General features: G+C 78.2%; 20 protein-coding genes and 1 rRNA gene. 3 read left to right on the top strand and 18 right to left on the bottom strand.

Going from position 1 to position 22,727, the window contains the following annotated elements:
* Positions 1–123: 123 nt before the first annotated feature.
* Genes ACI796_RS22685 through steA form a run of 8 tightly spaced genes read right to left on the bottom strand, consistent with a single transcriptional unit; the run spans position 124 to position 10,517 of the window.
* Entirely contained in the window at positions 124–723 is a 600-nt protein-coding gene (locus ACI796_RS22685) for an NUDIX domain-containing protein (protein ID WP_456943477.1), read from the bottom strand.
* A 1-nt stretch (position 724) separates the two neighbouring features.
* Positions 725–2,461, bottom strand: coding sequence for a CTP synthase (locus tag ACI796_RS22690; protein WP_456943478.1), 1,737 nt, complete (start codon positions 2,459–2,461; stop codon positions 725–727).
* Complete coding sequence (locus ACI796_RS22695; protein WP_456943479.1) at positions 2,439–4,802, bottom strand: hypothetical protein; 2,364 nt, start codon at positions 4,800–4,802, stop codon at positions 2,439–2,441. The genes ACI796_RS22690 and ACI796_RS22695 overlap by 23 nt, the downstream gene beginning before the upstream one ends.
* Positions 4,799–5,926, bottom strand: a complete 1,128-nt coding sequence (locus tag ACI796_RS22700; protein ID WP_456943480.1) for a glycosyltransferase family 4 protein — start codon at positions 5,924–5,926, stop codon at positions 4,799–4,801. Before ACI796_RS22700 ends, ACI796_RS22695 begins: the two co-directional genes overlap by 4 nt.
* Complete coding sequence (gene murJ, locus ACI796_RS22705) at positions 5,919–7,565, bottom strand: murein biosynthesis integral membrane protein MurJ (protein ID WP_456943481.1); 1,647 nt, start codon at positions 7,563–7,565, stop codon at positions 5,919–5,921. The genes ACI796_RS22700 and murJ overlap by 8 nt, the downstream gene beginning before the upstream one ends.
* Positions 7,562–8,386 (bottom strand): hypothetical protein, encoded by an 825-nt coding sequence (locus ACI796_RS22710; protein ID WP_456943482.1) that lies wholly within the window; start codon positions 8,384–8,386, stop codon positions 7,562–7,564. Before ACI796_RS22710 ends, murJ begins: the two co-directional genes overlap by 4 nt.
* Entirely contained in the window at positions 8,383–9,333 is a 951-nt protein-coding gene (locus ACI796_RS22715; RefSeq protein WP_456943483.1) for a copper transporter, read from the bottom strand. The genes ACI796_RS22710 and ACI796_RS22715 overlap by 4 nt, the downstream gene beginning before the upstream one ends.
* Complete coding sequence (steA, locus tag ACI796_RS22720; protein ID WP_456943484.1) at positions 9,330–10,517, bottom strand: putative cytokinetic ring protein SteA; 1,188 nt, start codon at positions 10,515–10,517, stop codon at positions 9,330–9,332. The genes ACI796_RS22715 and steA overlap by 4 nt, the downstream gene beginning before the upstream one ends.
* Positions 10,518–10,895: 378 nt before the next feature.
* Between steA and ACI796_RS22725 the strand changes: the two genes are divergently transcribed.
* On the top strand, positions 10,896–11,516 hold the full coding sequence (locus ACI796_RS22725) for a TetR/AcrR family transcriptional regulator (protein ID WP_456943485.1): 621 nt from the start codon (positions 10,896–10,898) through the stop codon (positions 11,514–11,516).
* 292 nt (positions 11,517–11,808) lie between these two features.
* On the top strand, positions 11,809–12,273 hold the full coding sequence (locus tag ACI796_RS22730; RefSeq protein ID WP_456943486.1) for a hypothetical protein: 465 nt from the start codon (positions 11,809–11,811) through the stop codon (positions 12,271–12,273).
* Between the two features lie 10 nt (positions 12,274–12,283).
* Here the strand turns inward: ACI796_RS22730 and ACI796_RS22735 are convergent, their stop codons facing one another.
* The 7 genes from ACI796_RS22735 to ACI796_RS22765 form a co-directional block, all read right to left on the bottom strand.
* Positions 12,284–13,000, bottom strand: coding sequence for a methylase (locus ACI796_RS22735; RefSeq protein ID WP_456943487.1), 717 nt, complete (start codon positions 12,998–13,000; stop codon positions 12,284–12,286).
* A 149-nt stretch (positions 13,001–13,149) separates the two neighbouring features.
* Positions 13,150–15,030 (bottom strand): DNA repair protein RecN, encoded by a 1,881-nt coding sequence (gene recN, locus ACI796_RS22740; RefSeq protein WP_456943488.1) that lies wholly within the window; start codon positions 15,028–15,030, stop codon positions 13,150–13,152.
* A complete protein-coding gene (locus ACI796_RS22745) occupies positions 15,005–16,057 on the bottom strand; it encodes an NAD kinase (RefSeq protein WP_456943489.1) in 1,053 nt (350 codons plus the stop codon). The genes recN and ACI796_RS22745 overlap by 26 nt, the downstream gene beginning before the upstream one ends.
* A gap of 112 nt (positions 16,058–16,169) precedes the next feature.
* Positions 16,170–16,967 carry a TlyA family RNA methyltransferase gene (locus ACI796_RS22750; protein ID WP_456943490.1) on the bottom strand — a complete coding sequence of 266 codons (798 nt, stop codon included), beginning with the start codon at positions 16,965–16,967 and terminating at the stop codon, positions 16,170–16,172.
* Positions 16,967–17,218 carry a hypothetical protein gene (locus tag ACI796_RS22755; RefSeq protein WP_456943491.1) on the bottom strand — a complete coding sequence of 84 codons (252 nt, stop codon included), beginning with the start codon at positions 17,216–17,218 and terminating at the stop codon, positions 16,967–16,969. Before ACI796_RS22755 ends, ACI796_RS22750 begins: the two co-directional genes overlap by 1 nt.
* Before the next feature lie 175 nt (positions 17,219–17,393).
* A complete protein-coding gene (locus ACI796_RS22760) occupies positions 17,394–18,470 on the bottom strand; it encodes an HAD-IIA family hydrolase (protein ID WP_456943492.1) in 1,077 nt (358 codons plus the stop codon).
* Positions 18,467–18,898, bottom strand: coding sequence for a tetratricopeptide repeat protein (locus ACI796_RS22765; protein ID WP_456943493.1), 432 nt, complete (start codon positions 18,896–18,898; stop codon positions 18,467–18,469). The genes ACI796_RS22760 and ACI796_RS22765 overlap by 4 nt, the downstream gene beginning before the upstream one ends.
* Before the next feature lie 150 nt (positions 18,899–19,048).
* Here ACI796_RS22765 and ACI796_RS22770 point away from each other — a divergent pair, with 150 nt between their 5' ends.
* Positions 19,049–20,338 carry a DUF1015 domain-containing protein gene (locus ACI796_RS22770; protein ID WP_456943496.1) on the top strand — a complete coding sequence of 430 codons (1,290 nt, stop codon included), beginning with the start codon at positions 19,049–19,051 and terminating at the stop codon, positions 20,336–20,338.
* 29 nt (positions 20,339–20,367) lie between these two features.
* On the opposite strand, the gene ACI796_RS22775 is transcribed toward ACI796_RS22770, so the two are convergent.
* The 3 genes from ACI796_RS22775 to rrf form a co-directional block, all read right to left on the bottom strand.
* On the bottom strand, positions 20,368–20,727 hold the full coding sequence (locus tag ACI796_RS22775; protein WP_456943494.1) for a single-stranded DNA-binding protein: 360 nt from the start codon (positions 20,725–20,727) through the stop codon (positions 20,368–20,370).
* A 99-nt stretch (positions 20,728–20,826) separates the two neighbouring features.
* Complete coding sequence (locus ACI796_RS22780; protein WP_456943495.1) at positions 20,827–21,549, bottom strand: tetratricopeptide repeat protein; 723 nt, start codon at positions 21,547–21,549, stop codon at positions 20,827–20,829.
* A 1,100-nt stretch (positions 21,550–22,649) separates the two neighbouring features.
* A 5S ribosomal RNA gene (gene rrf, locus ACI796_RS22785) occupies positions 22,650–22,727 on the bottom strand; the annotation flags it as partial.

Here is a 22,727-nt window from a genome sequence, read left to right on the forward strand (position 1 = left end):
GGGGGGGCCGCCCCCCCCGTGAGGCCGCGGCGGCCCCGACGCAGCCCCACCCCCCCCCCCCCCCCCCCCCCCCCCCCCCCCCCCCCCCCCCCCCCCCCCCCCCCCCCCGGGGAGCCGGCGCCGCTACGTGGCGTCGACCGGGCGCAGGCGCGGGCCCGCGGCGCGGTGCTGGGCGGCGGCGAGCAGGCCGATGACGGCGGCGGCGTTGCGGATCCGCCCGTCGAACACCCGCTGCACCGCGTCGTCCAGGGGCACCCGCTCGACGGTCATGTCGAGCTCCTCGTGCTCCACGGTGAAGCCCTCGGGCCGGTCGACGTCGGACAGGCCCTCGGCGAGGTAGACCAGCACCTGCTCGTCGCAGAAGCCCGGGGTGCTGTAGCTGGTGGTGAGCAGCGACCACCGCTCGGCGGCCATGCGCACCTCCTCGGCCAGCTCCCGCTTCGCCGTCTCCAGCGGCGGCTCGCCGTCGGCGTCGCGCAGGCCGGCCGGCAGCTCCCACAGGTAGCCGCCCACCGGGTGCCGGTACTGCCGCAGCAGCACGACCCGCCCGTCGTCGCCCAGCGCGACGACGGCGACGGCGCCCGGGTGGCGGACCACCTCGCGCACGCTGTCGCCGCCGCCGGGCATGGCGACGGTGTCCTTGACCAGCGTGATGACCCGGCCCTCGTAGACCGTCTCGGTGCCGAGGACGCGGTAGTCGCCGTCGGCCGCCGGCTCGGTCACCTCAGATCCCGACCTTCTCGGCCTCGGCCTCCACCGGCACCGGCAGGCGGGCCGACTCGGCGCGGTCGATGGCCGCGTCGACGAACGCGGCGAACAGCGGGTGCGGGCGGGTGGGCCGGCTCTTGAGCTCCGGGTGGGCCTGGGTGCCGACGAAGAACGGGTGCACCTCGCGCGGCAGCTCGGCGAACTCGACCAGCAGGCCGTCGGGCGAGGTGCCGCTGAACACCAGGCCCGCGTCGGAGAGCCGGTCGCGGTAGGCGTTGGCCACCTCGTAGCGGTGCCGGTGGCGCTCGGTGATCTCGGTCGAGCCGTACGCCGCCGCGGCCTGCGAGCCCTTGAGCAGGTGCGCCGGGTAGCTGCCCAGCCGCATGGTGCCGCCCAGGTCGCGCTCGCCGGCGATGACGTCGACCTGGCTGGCCATGGTGGCGATGACGGCGTCGGGGGTGTCGGGGTCGAACTCGGCGGAGTTGGCCTGCTCGAGCCCGGCGACGTTGCGGGCGTACTCGATGACCATGCACTGCAGGCCCAGGCACAGCCCCAGCGTCGGGATGCCGTTGGTGCGGGTGTAGCGGATTGCACCGAGCTTGCCCTCGATGCCGCGCACGCCGAACCCGCCGGGGACGCACACGCCGTCGACGTCGGACAGCGCGGCCGCCGCCCCCTCGGGGGTCTGGCAGTCGTCGGAGGGCACCCAGCGGATCTGCACGCGGGCGCGGTGGGCGAAGCCGCCGGCGCGCAGCGCCTCGCTGACCGACAGGTAGGCGTCGGGCAGGTCGACGTACTTGCCGACCAGCGCGATCGTCACCGTCTGCTTCGGGCGGTGCACCCGCTCGAGCAGGTCGCCCCACACGGTCCAGTCGACGTCGCGGAAGGGCAGGCCCAGCCGGCGGACGACGTAGGCGTCCAGGCCCTCGCGGTGCAGCACCTTGGGGATGTCGTAGATCGACGGCGCGTCGGGGCAGGAGATGACGCCCTCGGCGTCGACGTCGCACATCAGGCTGATCTTGCGCTTGAGGCCGGTGCCGATCTCCCGGTCGGCGCGGCAGACCAGCGCGTCGGGCTGGATGCCGATGTTGCGCAGCGCGGCGACCGAGTGCTGCGTCGGCTTGGTCTTCAGCTCCCCCGACGGCGCGATGTAGGGCACCAGCGAGATGTGCAGGAAGAAACAGTTGTCCCGGCCGATCTCGTGGCGCACCTGCCGGGCGGCCTCGAGGAAGGGCAGCGACTCGATGTCGCCGACGGTGCCGCCGATCTCGGTGATGACGACGTCGACGCCCTGGTCGTCGTCCGTGCCGGACTCGGCCGCGGCGAGGATGCGGGACTTGATCTCGTTGGTGATGTGCGGGATGACCTGCACGGTGTCACCGAGGTACTCGCCGCGCCGCTCCTTGGCGATCACGTCGGAGTAGACCTGCCCGGTGGTCACGTTCGAGCGCCGGCCGAGGTCGGTGTCGAGGAACCGCTCGTAGTGGCCGACGTCGAGGTCGGTCTCGGCGCCGTCCTCGGTGACGAAGACCTCGCCGTGCTGGAACGGGTTCATCGTCCCGGGGTCCACGTTGAGGTACGGGTCCAGCTTCTGCATGGTCACCCGCAGGCCGCGGGCGGACAGCAGGGCGCCGAGGGAACTGGCCGTCAGGCCCTTGCCGAGAGAGGAGACAACTCCACCGGTGACGAAGACGAACTTCGTCGGCTGGGAGTTGTGGAGGAGCCCGCGATCACGCATTCCAGGTCGACCCACGGGAACCCACCGTAACACGGTCGGGATCCTCGCCCCGGCCACCGGCGGGCCCGCCCCGCCCGCCCGGCGCGGTCGCGGCCAGCGTCACCAGCAGCGGCACGAGCAGCGCCGCGGCGGTCGCCGGCAGTGCGACGCCGGAGTCGTTGACGGCGGCGCCCAGGACCAGGCTCAGGGCCGCGGCGACCAGCCCGGCGCGCAGCACGGCGGCGTCGGCGGGGCGCAGCCCCGAGCCGCCGTCGCGCAGCAGGCCGGGGCCGCGCAGCAGCGCGGGCCGGCGCCCGCGCACCAGCCAGACGGCGGCCACGAGCGCCACCGGCAGCATCCAGGCCAGCGCGCTGCCGAGCAGGATGTCGACGTTGGCCGAGGCCTTGCGGCTGACCACCGTCCACGCCTCGCCGGTGAGCAGCTGCTCGACGAACCGGCCCAGGTGGCTGCGCTCGGCGGCCGGCCGCAGCCAGTCCAGGAACGCCAGCGTCCCGACCGCGACCACCCCGGCGGCCAACACCGCGGCCAGCCGCACCGCGGTCACCCGCACGCCGGTGAGCAGCATCGCCAGCAGCAGGAAGCCGGGCAGCACCGCGAGGACGCCGCCGAAGTCGCGGCCGAGGCCCGGCGCGCCGACCAGCGCCACGGTGACCAGCCCGGCGCCCAGGACGACGGCGCCGGTGACCCGCCGGGCCCGCCGCCCGCCGTCGTCCCGCCCGGCGCCGGCGCGGCGGCCGGCCGCGGTGGCGACGACGGCAGTGCCGACCAGCACGGCCGCCGACAGCAGTCCGGAGCTGAGGTTGCCGTAGCCGGTGAACCGCCCGGCGACGATCGCGTCGTAGCCGAGCAGCCCGTCCAGCTCCAGCGACGAGCCGGTGAGCACGTCGGCGACCAGCGTGCCGACGGTGACCGCGAGCACCGCCAGCGCCGGCCCGCCCCGGCGCCGCCGCCACGGCCCCAGCAGCGCGACCGCGACCACCACGGCGTCGGCCACCAGCAGCGCGCCGGCCAGCGCCCACCGCGGCGCGCCGGCGCGCTCCCAGGGCAGCAGCCCGGCCAGGTAGGTGGCCACCGGCAGCGCCGCGGCCGCCAGCGCGGCGACCTCCAGGACCGGTCGCAGCCGGGCACGCGGCCGCGCGCCCCGGGTGAGGCCCAGCACCAGCACGCCGAGGACGACGACGGCCGCCTGCACCGCCACCAGGCCCACGAAGAACGTGCCGGTGCTGCGGTGGTGGGTGACCGCGGCGGTGTTGGCCCGCGCCAGCTCCGCGACCGCCTGCGCGGTGGCCGGGTGGCCCCCGGCGACGGTGAGCGGCTGGCCGTTGACCGACGCCGGCTGCGCCAGGCCCAGCGCGCGCAGCGCGGTCGGGGCGACGTCGATGAGCTGGGTGAACGGCGCCCGGCCGGTGCTCGCCGAGGTGAGCCAGCCCGGCCCGGTGAAGCCGGGGCCCGAGGCGATGCCCACGTGCAGCTGCGGGCGGCCGTCGTTGACCTCCGAGACGCCCTGCACCAGCAGCAGCGTCTCGCCGGGCAGCGTGTCCACGGCGGCGCGCAGCCGGGCCACCTGCCCGTCGACGGCGGCCAGCGCGGCATCGCGGGAGACCGGGTCGGTGCCGGTCTCGCTGCCCTCGGGCGCGGGGACGCCGGCGTCGACCAGGCCGTCGAGGGAGACCAGGGTGAGCGGGCAGGGCTGCAGCAGCGCGGCGAGCGCCGCCGGGTCCGCCGGCAGCGCGTCCTCGCGGGTCAGCCCGACCCCGGGCGCGGCCACGGCCAGCGCCGCCGCCCGGCCGACGACGGTCGCGCAGCCGACCGCGGCGCCGAGGGCGCCGGGCTCGGCGCCGAAGCGGGCGCTGGCGTCGTCCTCGGCGACCGCGCGGACGGCGCTGAGCGGATCGGCCAGCCCCGCCTCCGCCAGCCGCTCCTGCAGCCCGCAGTGCGACAGCTCGGGGCTGGCCGGCGGCCCGGCCGGCACCGGCTCCTGCGACGGGGCCGCGCCGGGCCCGCCGGGGGCGCCCGGCGTCTCCCCCGGCAGCGGCACGGTGGGCAGGGGGACCATCGGCAGCATCTCGTCCGGCGCCGGGAAGCGGGCCCGGTTGCCGGCGCCGAGGGTGGCCCAGCCGTCGAGCAGGCAGGTGGTGGAGCGGGCCGCGCGCACCGACACCGCCCCGACCGGCGAGGTGTCGGCCAGCTCCCACAGGGCCGGCGTCCGCTCGGGGTCGACGTCGTCCCACACCAGCCCGGGCACGCCGACGACGAGCACCCGGTCGGCGCGCCAGGCGTCCTCCGCCGCCCCCGCGGGCGTCCCGACGGCGAGCAGCCCCAGGAGCACGGCGAGCAGGACGGCGGCGCGCCTCACCGCGCGGGCCCCAGCAGCTCGCGGTAGACGGCGACCAGCGTGCGGGCGGTGGCGGCCTCGTCCGGCCAGCCCGCCGCCTGCGCCCGCCCGGCTTGCGCCAGCGCGGCGGCGCGGGCGGGGTCGGCCAGCAGGTCGGCGACCGCGCCGGCCAGCGCGGCGGCGTCGCCGGGGGGCACGAGCAGCGCGCCGTCGCCGAGCAGCTCCGGCAGCCCGCCGGTGCGCGTGGCCACCAGCGGCGTGCCGGCGCGCAGCGCCTCCTGGGCGGTGAGCGAGCGCGCCTCCCAGCGGGAGGGCAGCACGACCAGGTCGGCGGCGGCCAGCAGGTCGGCGACGTCGTCGCGGCGGCCGAGCAGGGTGACCGGCAGCCGCTGTGCGGCGATCCGGGCGGACAGCTCGGCCTCCAGCGGCCCGTCGCCGGCGATCGCGACCAGGGGCCGGGGCCCGTCGGTCGCTCCTGGGGTCAGGGCCGCGGCGGCGTCGAGGAGGACGTCGTAGCCCTTCTGCGGGTGCAGCCGGCCGACGGCGAGCACCAGCGGACGGCCGTCGGCCAGCCCCAGGCCGGCGCGGACCTCGTCGCGGGACCGCCGGGCCGGCGGCAGCGCGGGCGCCGACACCGGCGCCACCCGCACGTCGCGGGCGCCGAGGCGGCGGGCGTTGTCGGCGAGGTCGCCGGAGGCGGCCAGCACGACGTCGGCCGCGCGGACGGTGGCCCGCTCGGCGGCGGCCAGCACCCGGCGCAGCGGGCCGGAGCGCTCGGGCAGCGCGTTGTGCAGGGTGACCACCAGGGGGCGGCGCGCGCCGCGCGCCGCGGCGGCGGCGACCAGGCCGGCGCGCAGCCCGTGGGCGTGCACCAGGTCCGCGCCGGCGGTGGCGCGGCGCAGCGCGAGCACCGCGCGGGTGTCGGCGAGCGGGTCGAGCCCGGCGGAGATCTCCACGGGCGTGAACGCCGCGGCGGCGGAGAAGCCGAACAGCGCGTCGGTGGCCGCGGGCCCGCAGACGGTGACCCCGGCGCCGGCGCCGGCCAGCGCGGGCAGCACCGAGCGCAGGTGGGTGCCGACGCCGCCGGTGCTGGTGGCGAGCACCTCGGCGACCCGGCGGCCGGCCAGCGGTCGGGCCTCAGCCACCGTGCACCTCCGTCCCCCCGGGCGTCCGCAGCGCGCGCACCGCCGCGGTCAGGGGGCGGCGCGCCGTCCCCATCATGACCGCCGCCGCCACCGCGGTCACGGTCGCGGCCGCCAGCAGGCCGGCGCCGACCGCGCCGGCCAGGGAGCCGCCGGGCACCGGGTCGGCGCCGAGCGCGCGGGCGACCGCGAGGCCGGCGGCCGCGCCCGCCCCGGCGGCGAGCAGCGCGGGCAGCCCCAGGCGGGCCAGCCCGGCCAGCCCGGCCGGCCCCGCCGTCCGCGCGGTGACGACGAGCAGGCCGAGACCCGCGGCGGTCACCCCGACGCTGTGCCCCGCGGCCAGGGCCAGCGCCCGGTCGGCGGCCGGCAGCACGGTGGACAGGACGACGTCGGCGGCCACGGCGAGCAGCCACCCGCCGAGGACGCACGCCGTCGGCGCCCGCCACAGCCCGCGGGCGTACAGGGCGCGGGTGAGGACGGCGACCAGGCCGTAGCCGACCAGGCCCGGGGCGAAGGCGACGACGGCGTCGCGCAGCGCGGCCACGCGGTCGTCGCCGCCGTCGACGAGGAACACCCGCGCCATCGGCCCGGCGACGGCGGCCAGCACCGCGGCGGCCGCGGCGCTGGCGACCACGACCAGGGCGGTGACCGGCGCCAGCGCGCGGCGGTAACCGGGCAGGTCCCCGACGGCGGCGCGCTCGGCCATGAGCGGGTAGGCGGAGGTGGCCAGCGGCACCGCGACCGCGGCCCACGGCACGAGGAACAGCGTGAGCCCGGCGGTGTAGGCGACCTGGGTGCCGTCGGGGCCGTCGCCGGCCAGCCGGATGGCGACCGCGGCCACCAGCTGCTGCCCGGCGAGGGTGAGCACCCCGGCGACCGCCAGCCGGCGCACCTGCGGCGCCACCCCGACCGGGAAGCGCAGCGCGGGCCGCAGCCCCAGGTGCAGCCGCCGCACCGGCACCAGCACCGCCAGGGCCAGCGCCAGCACGCCGAGCGTCGTCCCGACGCCCAGCACCAGCTCGCCCGCCGTCGTCAGGTCCTGCACCTCCCGACCGCCGTCGGTCCACGCGAAGGCGGCGTAGGCGGCGGCCACGACGACGCTGGACAGCAGCGGCGCCAGCGCCGGCCAGGCGAAGCGGCGGTGGGCCTGCAGCACGCCGGTGGCGACGACGGCGAGGCCGTAGAGCACCACCTGCGGCGCGAACACGACCAGGAAACGGGCGGCGAGGTCGACCTCGGCGGGCGTGCCGCCGCCGAGCAGCAGCTCGGCGACCGGGTGCGCGAGGAGGGCGAGCAGCGCGGCCAGCGGCACGAGCACCAGCAGCGTCCAGCCCAGCAGCGCCGAGGCGGTGCGGCGGACCTGCTCGCGGTCGCCGGCGGCGATGCCCCCGGCCAGCATCGGGACGACCAGGGAGGCCAGCGCCCCGCCCGCGACCACCTCGAAGACGATGTTGGGGACGGTGTTGGCCGCGGTGTAGGTGTCGCCGGTGCTGTCCGCGCCGACGGCGTTGGTGAAGACCAGCGTGCGCCCGAACCCGGCCAGCCGGGCCAGCACGGTGAGGACGGCGATCAGCGCGGCGGCGCCGGCGACCCCCTGCGCGACCCGGCGGCCGGGCGGGCGCACCGCCGGTCCCGCGCTCACGCCGGGCGGCGGCCGAGCCGGTCGAGCTCCCGCAGGCCCGGCGTGGCCTCGATGACCCGGGTGAAGCTGACCCGCTCGCTGGCGAGGGTGAGCGCGGTGACCGCGGCGAGCAGGCCCGCGCGCGCCGGGCGCGAGGGGACGGCGGCGGCCCGCAGGCCGAGCAGCGCGCCGAGGGCGTTGGCGCCGGCGTCGCCGAGCATCACCCGCTCGCCGAGGTCGGCCGGCAGCACCGCCAGCGCCGCGCCGAGCGGGCCGGCGACCAGGCCGCCGGCGGGGCCGCGCAGGCCCGCCGCGGCGGCGATCGCGCCGGCCTTGGCGGCGCGGCCGGGGCGCAGGTCGAGCAGGTTGACGAGGTTGGCGGTGCCGGCCACCAGGCCGGTGGTGAGGACGGCGTCGGCGAACCCCCGGTCCCGGCGCGTGAGCAGCGCGGTGACGGCGGCGGCCGCGCCGATCCCGGCGACCTTGACCGCGCCGGCCGAGACCCGCCCGGCGCGCAGCGCGGCGACGTGCCCGGCCAGGCCCTTGTCGCGCGCCTGCTCGGGACGGGCGCCGGCGAGGTCGTCGTAGCCGCCGACCAGCCCGGCCACCGCCCCGGCGACGGCGGCGGCGCCGCGGGTGCCGGCCGGGGCGCCGAGGACGGCGCCGGCGGTGGCGGCCGCGGCCAGCGCCGGGCCGCCGAGCAGGGTCACCGGTCGCCCCGCGTAGTTGGTCCGCCGCCACGGGGCGCCGGCGGGGCGGGCGGTGACCGCGGCGGCCCCGGCGAGGCCGGCCCGGGCCGCGACCGCACCGGCGAGGGCGAGCAGGACCCGGCGCGGGGTCACGGCGTCGTGGCGGGCACCGGCGGGACCGGCTGGGTGTCCTCCCCGGTGCCGTACTTGCCGGAGGTGCCCTCGCGCTCGCGACCCAGCGCCAGCACGGTGCTGATCTGGCCCGACGGGCTGGTCACGTTGTCCACCGTGGAGACCGCCGCGGACACCTCGGGGTCGGCGCGCACGACGCCCACGAGGCCGGCCTCCCCCGCCGACGCGGCGTCGCCGGCGACCACGGCACCCGAGCCCGCGGCGTCGAGGGCGGTGACCAGGTCGAGCACGACGTCGTTGCGGTCGGCGGCGTCGTCGCCGGTCGGCTCGCCCGCGGTGAGCACCACCGCGAAGTCGGCCGGGGTCACCGACGCGGAGTCCTGGGAGAGGACCTCCAGCGCCGACAGCCCGGCCAGCACGGTGGACACCGCGGCGGTGTCGGGGGCCGGCGCGCCCTCGGCCGGGATCATGAGGACCTGGGCGAGCAGCGCGCCGACCAGCTGGCCGGTGTCGTCGGTCTCGGGCAGCGCGACGCCGGCCGGGCGGCCCGGGCCGGTCACGTAGCTCTGCAGGCCCGCCTCGCTGGCCGGGTCGCTGTACTCCGGCGCCAGCGACACCTGCCCGGAGACGGTGCCACCGGCCTCGGTGACCAGCGCGGTCACCTCCTCGACGGTGTCGGTGGTGACGTCCTCGGAGGCCTGCACCAGCAGCACGCTGCGGCCGGTGAGGGCGCCGCGCACCAGGGCCGGGCCGACGGCGGACTCGAAGGCCTGGCTGCTGTCGACCTGCGTCTGCAGGTCCTGGGTGGTGTCCTCCAGCGCGCGCTTGTCGTCCTGCAGGGAGGTGACCTGGCCCTGCAGGTTGTCCAGCAGCGGGCCCGACAGCTGGGTCGCGCCGATCACCAGCCCCAGGGCGATCGCGAGGAACACCGCGATCAGGGAGACCAGGTGGTACCGGAAGTCGATCACGAGAAGAGGTTCTCCAACCAGAACACGAAGCTGTCCCACTGGTCGACCAGCAGGTCGAAGTAGATCCGCCCGGCGGTGGTGACGGCCAGGGCGGAGACGATGGCGACCAGCGCGGCGAGCACGAGCACGACCAGCGCGGCGGTCGAGATGCGGCTGCGGTAGAGCCGGCTCACGCCCTTGGCGTCGACGAGCTTGCCGCCCAGCCGCAGCCGGGTGAGGAAGGTCGAGGCCATGCCGCCGCGGCCCTTGTCGAGGAACTCCACCAGCGTGGCGTGCGTGCCGACGGCGACGATGAGCTTGGCGCCCTTCTCGTCGGCCAGCAGCATCGCGATGTCCTCGCTGGTCGCCGCGGCCGGGAAGGTGATCGCGTCGACGCCGAGGTCCTGCACGCGCTTGAGGCCGGGGGCGCGGCCGTCGACGTAGGCGTGCACGACCACCTCGGCGCCGCTCTTCAGGACGTGGTCGCTGACCGAGTCCATGTCGCCGATGATCATGTCCGGCTGGTAACCGGCCTCGATGAGCGCGTCCGCGCCGCCGTCGACGCCGACCAGCACCGGCCGGTAGTCGCGGATGTAGGACCGCAGCGCCTGCAGGTCCTCCTTGTAGTCGTACCCGCGGACGACGACGAGGACGTGCCGGCCCTCGATCGCGGTCTTCACGTCGGGGACGCCGACGCCGTCGAGCAGCAGCGCGCGCTCGCGCTTCATGTACTCCATCGTGTTGGTGGCGAACGCCTCCAACTGCGTGGACAGCCCGGCCTTGGCCTCGGCCATCGCGGTGGCGACGGTCTCCGGCGTCTGCTCGGTGCCCTTCGCGACCGCGGAACCGTCGGGGCCGTAGAGCGTGTCGCCGTCGACGCGGACCTGCGCGCCCTCCTTGAGCGCGCCGAACACGTCCTTGCCGACGCCGTCGACGAGGGGGATGCCGGCCGCGGTGATGATCTCGGGGCCGAGGTTCGGGTAGCGGCCGGAGATGCTGGGGGCGGCGTTGACGACGGCGCCGACCCGGGCGGCGACGAGGGAGTCGGCGCTGACCCGGTCGATGTCCACGTGGTCGATGACGGCGACGTCGCCGGGCCGCAGGCGCTTGGTGAGGTTCTTCGTGCGACGGTCCAGCCGGACGGTGCCGCCCACCCCGGGTGCCGCCTCCTGGGCCCGGCTCCGTCGCAGGGTGCCGATGCGCATTGGTTGATGGTCCCACGCACGCCGTCGGCGGCAGTCCTCCGACGCGCAACTGCAACGGCCTGGTCACGCAGGGTGTCCGACACCACGGCCGACGCGACACGCCCGGCACGCACGCCCCACCGGCCCCGCTCCATCTGCCCGCGATGCTGTCTAGCGTTCTCCGCTGTGACACGTGGGGCTCCTGCTGCCAGCATCCCGGCGACCCGAACCGGGGCCGCGGAGGGAGAGCCGGAGTCGACGGCTCCCCCCCACATCCGTGCGGTCCCCGGGAGCCCGGCGCCCGCGCCCGGCCCGCCGGTCACCCCCGCGGGCCGGCCCGGGGACGCGCCGGCCGGGGAGCGCCGGGCCGCGCGCCGGCGGGAGCGGCGCGGCTCGGGCGTGCGGGAGCGCCGCCGGCGGGAGACGCACGACCGGATCGTCGACGCCGCCGCCGAGCTGTTCGCCGAGCGCGGCTTCGACGCGGTGAGCGTCGTGGAGATCGCGCAGCGCGCGGGCGTGGTGGAGAAGACGGTCTTCAACCACTTCCCGGTCAAGGAGGGGCTGGTCCTCGCGGCCGACCCGCCGATGCGCGCCGCGCTGCTCGACGCCGTCGCCACCCGGCCGGCCGGGGAGTCGGTGGCCGCGGCGGCGGGGACCTTCGTCGTCCGGGCGATGTCGATGCTCGGTGCACCCGAGGCCGCCGAGGGCGTGGCCGCGATGGCGCGCATCGTCCGCGGCTCGCGGACGCTGCAGGCCCGCGAGCGGGAGATCCTCGGCGACCTGACCGCGGCGCTCGCGGCGCAGATCCGCGCCGAGACCGGCGCCGGCGACGGCGCGGTCGAGCCCGAGCTCACCGCCGCGGCGGTCACCGCGCTCTACGGGCGGCTGCTCGAGCTGGCCCGCGACCGGGTGCTGGCCGGCGTCACCGGTCCCGAGCTGGCCGAGGAGCTGCGCAGCTCCGGCCGCCGGGGGCTGTCGCTGCTGCAGTTCGGCCTGGCCGGCTACGCGAAGCGCCGCTGACTGCCCGGTTCCGGAACCCGCCTGCGCCTGCCAGGCTGCGCGCCGCGCGCGCTGTGGCGACCGGCCGCCGTCCTGTCCGGGGCGGTCCTCGCCGCCCTCGCCGGCTCCGGCTGCAGCCTGCTGGTCGCCGTCGCGGCGCCGGACGAGGAGCGGCCGGTCGTCTCGAGCAGCCCGGAGCCCGGCCCGTACGTCCCGCCGCCGCCGGCGCCGGTCGAGGTGGCCGCGGCCGAGCTGGCCGACCGCTCCGGGCAGCTGGACGTCACCGGGTCGGTGCGGGTCACCCCGGTCCGCGGTGGCGGTCGGGCTGCCGCCGCTGCCACCGCCCTTCCCGCAGGACTGCGCGCTGCCCGACGACGGCTCCGTGCGGACGCTCGCCGTCGACGTCGAGCTCACCGACGACACGTCCGCCGCGGCCGGGCTCGCCGCGACCGTGGAGCTCACCGCCGCGGACGGCGGCGCCCCGCGGGCGGGCACCGCGGTGTTCGTCGGGTCGTCGCCGTCGGCCCGCTGGTGCCGGGACGGGGACACCACGCCCACCCGCGACGGCTTCGGGCTGTCCGCCGCGGCCGGGAACGGCGCCTCGGCGACCGTGCACGTCGTGGCGCGCGACGCCGTCCCCACCAGCGACCTGGTGCTGCGGATCTCCGGGCTGCGCAACGAGGCCGGGTCGAACGCCACCGGCCCGTGGGACGAGGTGACCGTGACGGCCGGGGCGTGCCCCGACGACCCGGTCGCGCTGTGCGTGCCGCTGGGCTGAACGCTCCCGCTCAGGCCGGCAACTGCAGCGCCCGGAGCAGCTGGTCGGCGCGGTCGCCGGGGATGTCCGGGTCCCTGGTGAACAGCGCGACGGCGACCATGTACTCGTCGTCGCCGGACCAGCCGCGGCCCTCGGCGACGATCCGGCGGATCTGCTCGCGCACCTTCGGCTCGCTGCTGTAGGGCCCGTAGTCCAGGCCCATGGCGAGGAAGTTGACCACCCGGTAGCCGAGGTCGGCGGCGGTGCTGACGGTGCTGACCGGGTCGGCGTAGCTGGCGACCGCGGTGATCACGTGCTCGTAGCCGGCCTTGAGCAGCTGCAGCGTGAGGTCGTTGCCGCGGACGCCGCCCCACAGCTCGGGCATGAGGATGTCGCGGTCGGGGGCCGGGATGTAGGGCGGGTTGGCGATCGCGGTGGTCACCGGCTCCCCGCCGGCGGCGTCGGCCTGGTCGAAGAAGTCACCGAGCTCGACGGTGTAGCGGTCGGCGACCCCGCGCTCGGTGACGTTGGCCCGCGCCTCCCGCACCGAGTCCTCGCTGATGTCGTAGCTGCGGATGCGCAGGCCGGGCAGGCCCGCCACCACGTCGGCGATCGCCGAGGCGTCCCCGGTGCCCAGCTCCACCACGGGCGCGGACTCCCACCCGAGCTGCTCGCGGTACTGCTGCAGCAGCATGCAGACCGAGAAGCCGTAGTGCGCCGACTCGTCGGCGGAGCTGAAGCAGCTCACCGGGCGCCCCCGGCGGTCCGGGCGGCGGGAGCCGCGGCAAGGGGTGTCGGGAGCGGGGCATCGGCGGCGCGCACGGTGGCGGCCTACCCCCGTGGCGTGATCGGCACTCCTGCGTTCCACCACCCGGTCGTGTGCGACCGGGCCGTCTCCTACGCGGTCCGCGCCGCGGCGGCGACGGCGAGCAGCTCGCGGGCGTGCGCCTGCCCGGTGTCGCTGTCGGACAGGCCCGACAGCATGCGCGCCAGCTCCCGCACCCGGTCCTCGCCGTCGACGGCGCGGATGTCGGTGGCGGTGACGCCCGCGGCGGTGTCCGGGGACTTGTCCACCACGAGGTGGGTGTCGGCGAAGGCGGCCACCTGCGCGAGGTGGGTGACGACGACGACCTGGTGGTCCCGGGCCAGCCGGGCCAGCCGCCGCCCGATCTCGCCGGCGGCCTGCCCGCCGACGCCGGCGTCGACCTCGTCGAACACCATCACCGGCACCGGGTCGGCGCCGGCGAAGACCACCTCGATGGCGAGCATCACCCGGGACAGCTCACCGCCGGACGCGCCGCGGTGCACCGGCCGCGGCGGGGCGCCGGGGTGGGCGGCCATGAGCAGCGCGACCTCGTCGACGCCGTCGGGCCCGGGCTGGTCGGGGTGGCTGTCGATCGAGAAGGACACCCGCGCGCTCTTCATCGCCAGGCCCGCGAGCTCGCGGCCCACCTCGGCGGCGAACCCGTCGGCGGCGGCGCGGCGGCCGGCGGAGACCCGGGCGCCCAGGTCGTCGACCTCGGCGCGGGCGGTGTCGCGGGCGGCCTCCAGCGCCTCGAGGGCCTCGTCGGAGACGTCGAGCGCGTCGAGCTTGGCGCGGGCGTCCTCGGCCCAGCGCAGGACGCCGGCCAGCCCCTCCCCCGGGTCGGCGTACTTGCGCACCAGCGCCGTGATCGCCGCGCGCCGGTCGAGCACCTCGGCCAGCCGCGCGGGGTCGGCGTCCAGGTCGGCGACGTAGCCGGCCAGCTGCACGCTCACGTCGGACACGACCGCGACGGCGTCGGCGAGGTCGCGGGCGAGCAGGACCAGCGCGGGGTCGTCGGTGCCGGCCAGCGCCCGCTCGGCGGTGGCCAGCGCCGCGGTGGCGTCCTGCGGCAGCCCCTCGGCGCCGAGGTCGCCGGTGACGTCGCCGACCAGCGCCATCCGCGCCTCGTCGACCGCGGCGCGCAGCGCGTCGGCGTCGCCCAGCCGCTTGGCCTGGGCGTCGAGCGCCTCGTCCTCACCCGGCTCGGGCGCCAGCCCCTCGATCTCCTCCAGCCCGTGCCGCAGCACCTCGGCGGCCTGGGCCAGCTCGCGGGCCTGGCCGCGGCGGCGGTCGAGGTCGGCGGCGAGCTCCCGCCAGCGGGCATGGGCGGCGCGGTAGTCCTCCAGCAGCTGCAGGTGCGCGGCGCCGGCGTAGCGGTCGAGGGCGTGCCGCTGCTCGGCCGGGCGGGACAGCCGCAGCTGGTCACTCTGCCCGTGCACAGCCAGCAGGCCCTCGGCGAGCTCGGAGACCACGCCGACCGGCACGCTGCGCCCGCCCAGGTGCGCCCGCGAGCGGCCCTCGGCGCTGACCGTGCGGGCGAGGATCAGGCTGCCGTCGTCGTCGGGCTCGGCGCCGGCGTCGGCCGCCCGCTCCCACACCGGGGAGTCCGGCGGCAGCTCCAGCCGGCCCTCGACGCCGGCCCGCCCGGTGGCGCGCACCCGGCCGGGGTCGGCGCGGCCGCCGAACAGCAGCGTCAGGCCGGTGACCACCATCGTCTTGCCGGCGCCGGTCTCGCCGGTGACCACGGTCAGGCCGCGGCCGAGCTCGAGGGTGACGTCGTCGATCGCGCCCAGGCCGCGGATGCGCAGCTCGGTCAGCCGGCCGAGGTGCTGCGTGCTGCGCGGCGCGGCGTCCTCGCGGCGGGCGGCCGGGCGGCCGCCGTCGGTGTCGGCGTCGGCCGGGACGGGGGCGTCGGGGGCCGGCGCGGGGCGCGCGCGGCCGGCGCGCTCACGCGTCGGGGTCCGCGGTGCCACCGCGCACCTCCTCCCGGACGCCCGCGTCGCCGTTGCCCGGGTAGGACACGACGTCGCGGGCGAGGACGTTGCGCGAGGGCCGCAACTCGTGGCCGGGGTCGTGCCGGCGGGCCTCGCGGAAGCCGCGCACCGGCAGCCCGAACTTGGCGACCAGCCGGTCCCCGAACGTCGTCGTGTGCACCCGCGCGATGCGCACCGGCCGGGCCGCGCGCCGGACGTCGACGCGGCCGCCGTCGGGCACGTCGAGGGCGCGCCGGCCGTCGGCGGAGACCCGGGCGCGGTTGCCGTCGGGCGGGATCGCGACCGACAGCACGGCGTCGGGCGAGGTCACCAGGGGCCGGGAGAACAGCGCGTGCGCGTTGGAGGGGACCAGCAGCATCGCCTCGACGTCGGGCCAGACCACCGGGCCGCCGGCGGAGAACGCGTAGGCGGTGGAGCCGGTGGGGGTGGCGAACAGGACGCCGTCGCAGCCGAAGCTGGTCAGCGGCCGCCCGTCGATCGAGACCACGACGTCGAGCACGCGCGAGCGCTCCGCCTTCTCCACCGACACCTCGTTGAGCCCCCACGTCCCGGCGACGACGTTGCCCGCCGCGTCCAGGACGTCGACCTCGATGGCCAGCCGCTTCTCCACCGAGTACTCGCACTGCTCGATGGCCGTCAGCGTCTCCTCGACCGCCTCCGGCTCGGTCTCGGCGAGGAAGCCGACACGGCCGAGGTTCACGCCCATGAGCGCGGCGTGGCTGAAGCGGGCGAGCTCCGCGGCGCGGAGGAAGGTGCCGTCGCCGCCGAAGACCATGACGATCTCGGCGCCGCGGGCGGCCTCGGCGTCGGCGGGGACCACCTCGGCGCCCTCGATGCCCAGCGCCTCGGCCTCGTCGTCGAGCACGCGCACGGTGATGCCGGCGCGCGCCAGCCGCGCGGCGGAGCTGCGGGCCAGCTCGGTGATGTCCTGCCGCCCGGTGTGCACGGCCAGCAGCACGTGCCGCCCGCCTCCCGGGCGCCATCCGCCCTGGCCGGCCTCGCTCATCGGTCCTCCTCGATCCGGGCTGCTCTGCCCGCCCGCGCCCTGTGCTCCGGCGTCCGCCGCCGGCCCCCAGCGTCCCCCCGGACGGGCGTCCCCGCCCGGCCGGTCCCTCGCGTCACCGTGGTCCCTCCTCGACGGCGCGGCGCACGGCCTCCTCGGCCGGGGCGCCGGCGTCGCGGCGCAGCCACAGGAAGAACTCGACGTTGCCGGCCGGCCCGGGCAGCGGGCTGGCGACCACGCCGGCGGTGCCCCAGCCCAGCGCGGCCGCGGCCTCGGCGACCCCGAGCACGGCCGACGCGCGCGCCGCCGGGTCCCGCACCACGCCGCCCGAGCCCAGCCGCTCGCGGCCGACCTCGAACTGCGGCTTGACCATCGGCAGCAGGTCGGCGTCCCCGGTGGCGCAGGCGGTGAGCGCGGGCAGCACCAGCCGCAGCGAGATGAACGACAGGTCGGCGACCACCAGGGCGGCCGGGCCGTCGATCTGCTCCGGGGTCAGCGTGCGGACGTTGGTGCGCTCGTGCACCCGCACCCGGTCGTCGGTGCGCAGCGACCAGGCCAGCTCGCCGTAGCCGACGTCGACGGCGACCACCTCGCGGGCGCCCCGGGTCAGCAGCACCTCGGTGAAGCCGCCGGTGGAGGCGCCGGCGTCCAGGGCGCGGCGGCCCTCGACCGGCACGGCGAAGGCGTCCAGGGCGCCGATCAGCTTGTGCGCGCCGCGGGACACCCAGCGGTGCTCGTCGGGATCGGTGCGGACGACGACGGGCGTGCCGGCCTCCACGCCGGTGGCCGGCTTGGTGGCAGCGCGCCCGGCGACGGCGACCCGCCCCTCGGTGATCAGCTCGACGGCGTGCTCGCGGGAGCGGGCCAGGCCCCGGCGGACCAGCTCGGCGTCGAGTCGGCTGCGGCGCGGCATCAGAGCTGGTCGATCGTGCCGAGCTCGCGCTTGAGCCGGTCGTGCTCGGCCTCGAAGACGGCGACGTGCTCCCCCACCGGGCGCTGCGCCAGGTCGGCGAACCGCGTCCCCGGCCGCTCGGACGCGTCGGTGCCCCGGTCGGCGGCCGCCGCGTCGACGACCGGCCCCGCCGGGACGGGCCGGGCCGGGACGCCCGCGGGACCGGGCCGCGGCGGGCCCGGGACCGGTCGCGGCCGGGTCGGCTCGGTCATGGCGCTGGCCTCTCGGGAGGAGTGGGGAACGGGGTCGCCGGACGGCGGGCACGGGGCAACGCGGTGCAGCGCCCCTGGCCCGCGAGGGTACCGGCCGGGGACGACGCCGCGGGCCGCCCGAGGGGACCCCGGACGCCCCGTCGGCTCCCCCGGCTCCGGGTGCCGGCGTGCCGGCTCACCGCTCCGCCAGGCCCCATGCGGCGAGCACCCGGCGCGCCTCACCGTCGGCGGCGCGCACCCGCACCGGAGCGCCCTCGGGGAGCCCCGTCCACGCGGCGAGGCAGAGGGCGCGCAGGCCGTCCAGGTCGTCGCCGGCGCCGTCTCCGTCCCCGGTGCGCAGCTCCAGCGGGCCGTCCCCGTCCGCGGTGGCCAGCCAGCGCCCGCAGCGCCACCCGCCGTCCTCGGCGGCGACCGGCGGGTGCGGCACCAGCAGCCCGCCGGCGTCGGCGGCCAGCAGGTCGGGCCGGTGCAGTGGGCCGGCGGCCAGCAGGGTGGCGGGGACGGTGACCCCACTGAGGACCAGCAGGCTGGCCGCGCCGGCCCGGTGGCTGCCCTCGACGTCGGTGTCCAGCCGGTCGCCGACGACCAGCGGGCGCTCGGCTCCGGTCCGGCGCACGCACTCGGCGTGCATCGCGGGGTCCGGCTTGCCGGTGACCAGCGGCTCGCGGCCGGTGACGTCGTGGACCACGCGGACCATCGCCCCGTTGCCGGGCAGCGGGCCCCGCGGCGAGGGGATGGTCGCGTCGGCGTTGGTGGCCACGTGCCGGGCGCCGTTGCGGACGGCGACCACCGCCTCGGCCAGCTGCGCCCAGCCCACCTCGCGGCCGTAGCCCTGCACCACCGCGGCGGGCTGGTCCTCGGCGCGGCCCACGACGGTCAGCCCGGCCGCCCGCAGCGCCGCCGCGACGCCGGGGCCGCCGACGGGCAGCACCCGCGCGCCCGGCCCGAGCATCCCGGCCACGACCGAGGCCGCCGCCTGGGAGCTGGTGATGACCTCGTCGCCGCCGGCCGGCACGCCGAGGTCGGTCAGGTGCCGGGCGACCTCCTCCGGCGGGCGGGCGGCGTTGTTGGTGACGAAGCCCAGCCGCATGCCCCGCTCGCGAGCGGTGGCGAGGGCCCGCGGCACGCCGGGCACCGCATCCGGCCCGACGTAGACGACGCCGTCGAGGTCCAGCAGCGCGACGTCGTACACCTCGGCCGGCGGCCGCGGGCTGCCGGCCGCGAGGGCCGGCCGCGCGGACGGGTCGTTCACGCCGCTCCCCCTCCGGACGCCCGCCGGGCCCGCACGCCGCGCAGGGCGCGGGCGTAGTGCGCCTGGTCCGGCCGCATGGCCACCGCGAGCGCGAGGTGCTCGGCGGCCAGGCCCAGCTCGCCGGCCCGGCTGGCGGCCATGCCCAGCCCGAACTGGGCGTAGTCGTCGGTGGGGTTCACCGCCGCGAGCTCGGCGAAGCTGTCGATGGCGTCGCGGTAGCGCCCGGCGTCGTACTGCGCGCGGGCCAGTGCCTCGAGGATGCTGCGCGAGCCCGGCTCGGCCTCCGCCGCCCGGGCCAGCAGGGTCGCCGCGGCCGCCGGGTCGCCGCCGCTGAGCAGGTCCAGGCCGCGCCGGTACCACTCGTAGACCCCGCCCTCGGGCACACCCCCGCCCGGGAGGTCGTCCTCCGGTGAGCCTGCTGTCGACACCGCTGTCCTCCCGCTCCTGCCGCTCACCTGCGCGCCGGCCGGTGCGAGGCCCGACGGGGACCGTTGACCCGGCTGCCGCGGCAGTGCGCGGCCGACGGCTCCTACGATCCGGTCGTGCACTCGTCGTCGGCGGGCCCCCTGCCCCACGCTGTGGCGGGACTGGACGTCCGTCCGTTCCGGGCCCTGACCTACCGGCGCCACGACCCCGGGCACCTGGCCCGCGTGAGCTCGCCAGCCTACGACCTGGTGACGCCGGACGGCCGCGAGCGGCTGGCTGCCGCCGATCCGCACAACATCGTCCGCCTGATCCTGCCGGGCGGCACGTCCGGACCCGGCACGGCCGGGGCGACCGGCCCCTGCGGCGGCAGCACCGGCGAGGGCACCGCGGCCCGCGCGGCCCGCACGCTGCGCGAGTGGGAGGACGCCGGGGTGCTCGTCCGGGACGACGAACCGGCCCTGTGGCTGTACGAGATGCAGCCCGTCGAGGGCGCGGCCACGGTCGGCTGGCTGGGCGCGGTCGCCGTCGGCGCCGTGGGTGGCCGGGCGGTGCTGCCGCACGAGGACACCTTCCCGGCCGCCGTCGAGGGCCGCCGCGCGCTGCTCGCGGCCACCGCCACCGACCTCGAGCCGATCGTCCTGGCCCACGACCCGGAGCCGGAGGTCGCCGAGCTGACGCAGGCAGCGCCGGCCGGGCCGCCCACGATGGACGTCACCGATCCCGACGGCGTCCGGCACCGCCTGTGGCGCGTTCCTGACCGGGAGGTGCTGCGCCGCGTGCCCGGGGCCCTGGCCCGCACCGGCGCGGTGATCGCCGACGGCCACCACCGCTTCGCCGCCGCCCGCGCGCTCCACCGGACGCGTCCCGAGGGCGACACGCGGGTGCTCGCGCTCCTCACGCCGATGGGCGCCGGTGGCCTGCGGGTCGAGGCGATCCACCGCGTCGTGCCCGACCTCTCCCTCGACGCGGCCGCGGAGGCCGCCGCCCGCGGGTTCACCGTGACCGAGCTCCTCGCCGGTCCCGACCCGGACGACGTCGAGGCCGCCGTCCGGCACGCGCACGCCTCGGCCGAGGGCCTCTTCCTGCTCAGCGACGGCCGCCGGCTGCTGCGCCTGTCCGACCCGTCGGCCGAGGTCCGGGCGACCGTGCCGGCCGAGGCGCCGCCGTCCTGGCGCGGCCTCGACGTCGTGCTGGCCACGACCGGGTTGATCGGGCACCTGTGGGGCCGGCCCGACGACCCGGGGTCGGTGCTCGTCGCCCACGACGTCCCCGAGACGCTGGGCCTGGCCGACCGTCGCCACGGGGTGGCGCTGCTGCTGCGGCCGCCCTCCCCCACGGACGTCGCCGCGGTGGCGCGGGCGGGGGCCCGGATGCCGCGCAAGTCGACGCTGTTCGTGCCCAAGCCGCGGACCGGGCTGGTCCTGCGCCCTCACGGGGACTGACCGCCGGCGGGCGCCCGGACCTCCGCCGGTCACGCCGTCCGCACCGTCCCCCCGGCGCCGCTGCGTGGCACCTTGCGACCGCGCCGGCAGTTGACCTCGCACGCCGAGGCCGTGCCGCCCGGCGTCCGCCAGAACCGCCGCTGCAACGCCCCCTCGACCTCGACGACGTCCCCGGCCTCCCAGGCCGCCACCCGCCGCTGCAGCGCGCGGTGGTAGGTGATGCAGGTCAGCACGTCCACCGACTGCCCGCGCGCCCGGGGCTCGGGCCGGCGCACTACCAGGCGGAAGGTCACCAGCGTGTCCCCGCTCGGCAGGGCCTTGAGCTCCGCGGGGGCCGAGAGCCGCCCGCGGAGCACGACGTCGTTCCGGTCGATGACTGCCACGCTCATGGCGGCAGCCTCACCCGGCCGTGGACCCCCGGGAGGCGCGCGGCGACGCCTGTGGACCCCCAGCGGCGGTGTGGACGACGGCGACCGGATCGTCGGTGGTCAGTGCCCGGACTCGCCCTCGGCGGGCGGCTCGACCTCACCGAGCAGCTCGGCCACCTCGCGCTCGACGTCGGCGTCGAAGTCCAGCTCGTCGTCGCCCGCGTCGACCTCCACCTCGTCCGCCGCCACGGCGTCGTCGTCCCCGGCCGGCTCGATGTCGGGGACGTCCGGCAGCTCCTCCTCGCCGAAGGCGACGTCCTCCTCGGGCGAGGCAGCGGCCACGGCCTCCCGCCAGGCGTCGGCCGCAGGGTCGTCGGTGGCGGTGAGCAGGTCGGCGTAGGCGATGGCCAGTCGACGGGTGGGCTCGTCGTCCCAGTCCACCTGCTCGGGCCGGGGCCGTCCGCCGAGGGCGCCCTCGAGCACCAGCCGGGCTGCGGGCACCTCGCCCAGGTCCTGGCGGGCGCCTGCCTCGACGAGCTGCAGCTCCACGGTCTCGTCGCGGTCGGGCCGCTCGGCCAGCGCCTCGCGGACCAGCCGCAGCGCCACCTCGGGACGTCCCTGCGCCCGCTCGCAGTCGGCCAGCACGGCCCGGTACCCCTGGTCGCCACTCATCCGCCGGTAGGCGCGCAGCTCGCGCGAGGCCTCGGCGTAGTCCCCCGCGTGGTAGGCGGCGACCCCGACGGCCTCCCGCACCAGGGCGATCCGGGACGCCCGGTCACGCGCCGCCCGGGCGTGGGCGAGCGCCTGCTCGGGGTCCTCGTCGACGAGCGCACCGGCGACCACCAGGTGCCGCGCGACCGTCTCGGCGTTGCGGAAGTCCAGCCCCCGGAGGCCGGCCCGGACGGCGGGGTCGAGGTCCCGCGCGTCGGCCCAGTCGGGCAGCGGTGGGCCGGCGGGCGCCGGGGGCGTGCGGTCGACCCGGGCCGGCCCGCCCGCGCGCCCGCGGCGGTCCTCACTCGGCCGACGCTCGCGCCAGTTGCCCCCAGCGGACCGGTCGGGGCGTCCCGCGCCCGCCGGGCGGCTCGCGCGGCCCGCGGACTGGTCCCTGTCCCGACCGGCGGGCCGCTCGCCCCGGTCCGTCGGGCGGGCGGACCGGCGGTCCTCCCAGGACCGGCCACCCTGGGGGCCGGCTCCGCGGCCGTCCCTGCTCCGGTCGCCGCCCGGCCGGTCACCGGTGGGACGGCGATCCCGCCTCGTCCCCTCCGGCCGGTCGCCGCTCCCCGTCCGGCGATCGCGCCAGGAGCCCTCGGTGCGGTCCGCCCCGGGACGCCGGTCCTGCCAGGACCGCTGCGGGCGGTCACCGCCGGGACGGCGGTCCTGCCACGAGCGCTCCGAGCGCTCGCCACCGGGACGGCGGTCCTGGCCGGTCCGCTCGGTGTGATCAGCGCCGGGACGGCGTTCTTGCCAGGAGCGCTCAGAACGGCCACTCCCGGGACGACGGTCCCGCCAGGAGCCCTCCGAGCGTCCACCGGCCACCGGACGGCGGTCCTGCCACCCCGCGTCACCGCGGTCGCCACCAGGACGGCGTTCCTGCTGCTCTCCGGCCTTGCGACCCCCGGCCAGCGGTCGACCGCTCCGCTCGCCCGAGGCGGGGCCACCACGGCGCCCCTGGGCGCCCTGCCGGCCGGAGCCGGACCCGCGCTGGCCGGTCGCTCCCCCGCCGGAGGAGCCACCCCCCCGGTCGTCCCGCCGCGGGCGTCCACCGCCGCGCGGGTCCTGGCCGTCGGGCCGGCCACGGCCGGCGGAGCCTCGTCGGGGAGCAGTCATGTCGTCGTCAGTACCTCGGTTGCAAGGACGGCACTCGTTCGAGCGCCGGAGTGGTGTGCCGGACATGCGAAACGGGGGCCGGAGCCAAAGGCTCCGACCCCCGTTCGTGAATGGTTGTCCGGCGGCGTCCTACTCTCCCACCCCGTCTCCGGGGCAGTACCATCGGCGCTGAGAGGCTTAGCTTCCGGGTTCGG

The organism is Geodermatophilus sp. SYSU D00525 (assembly GCF_054050475.1).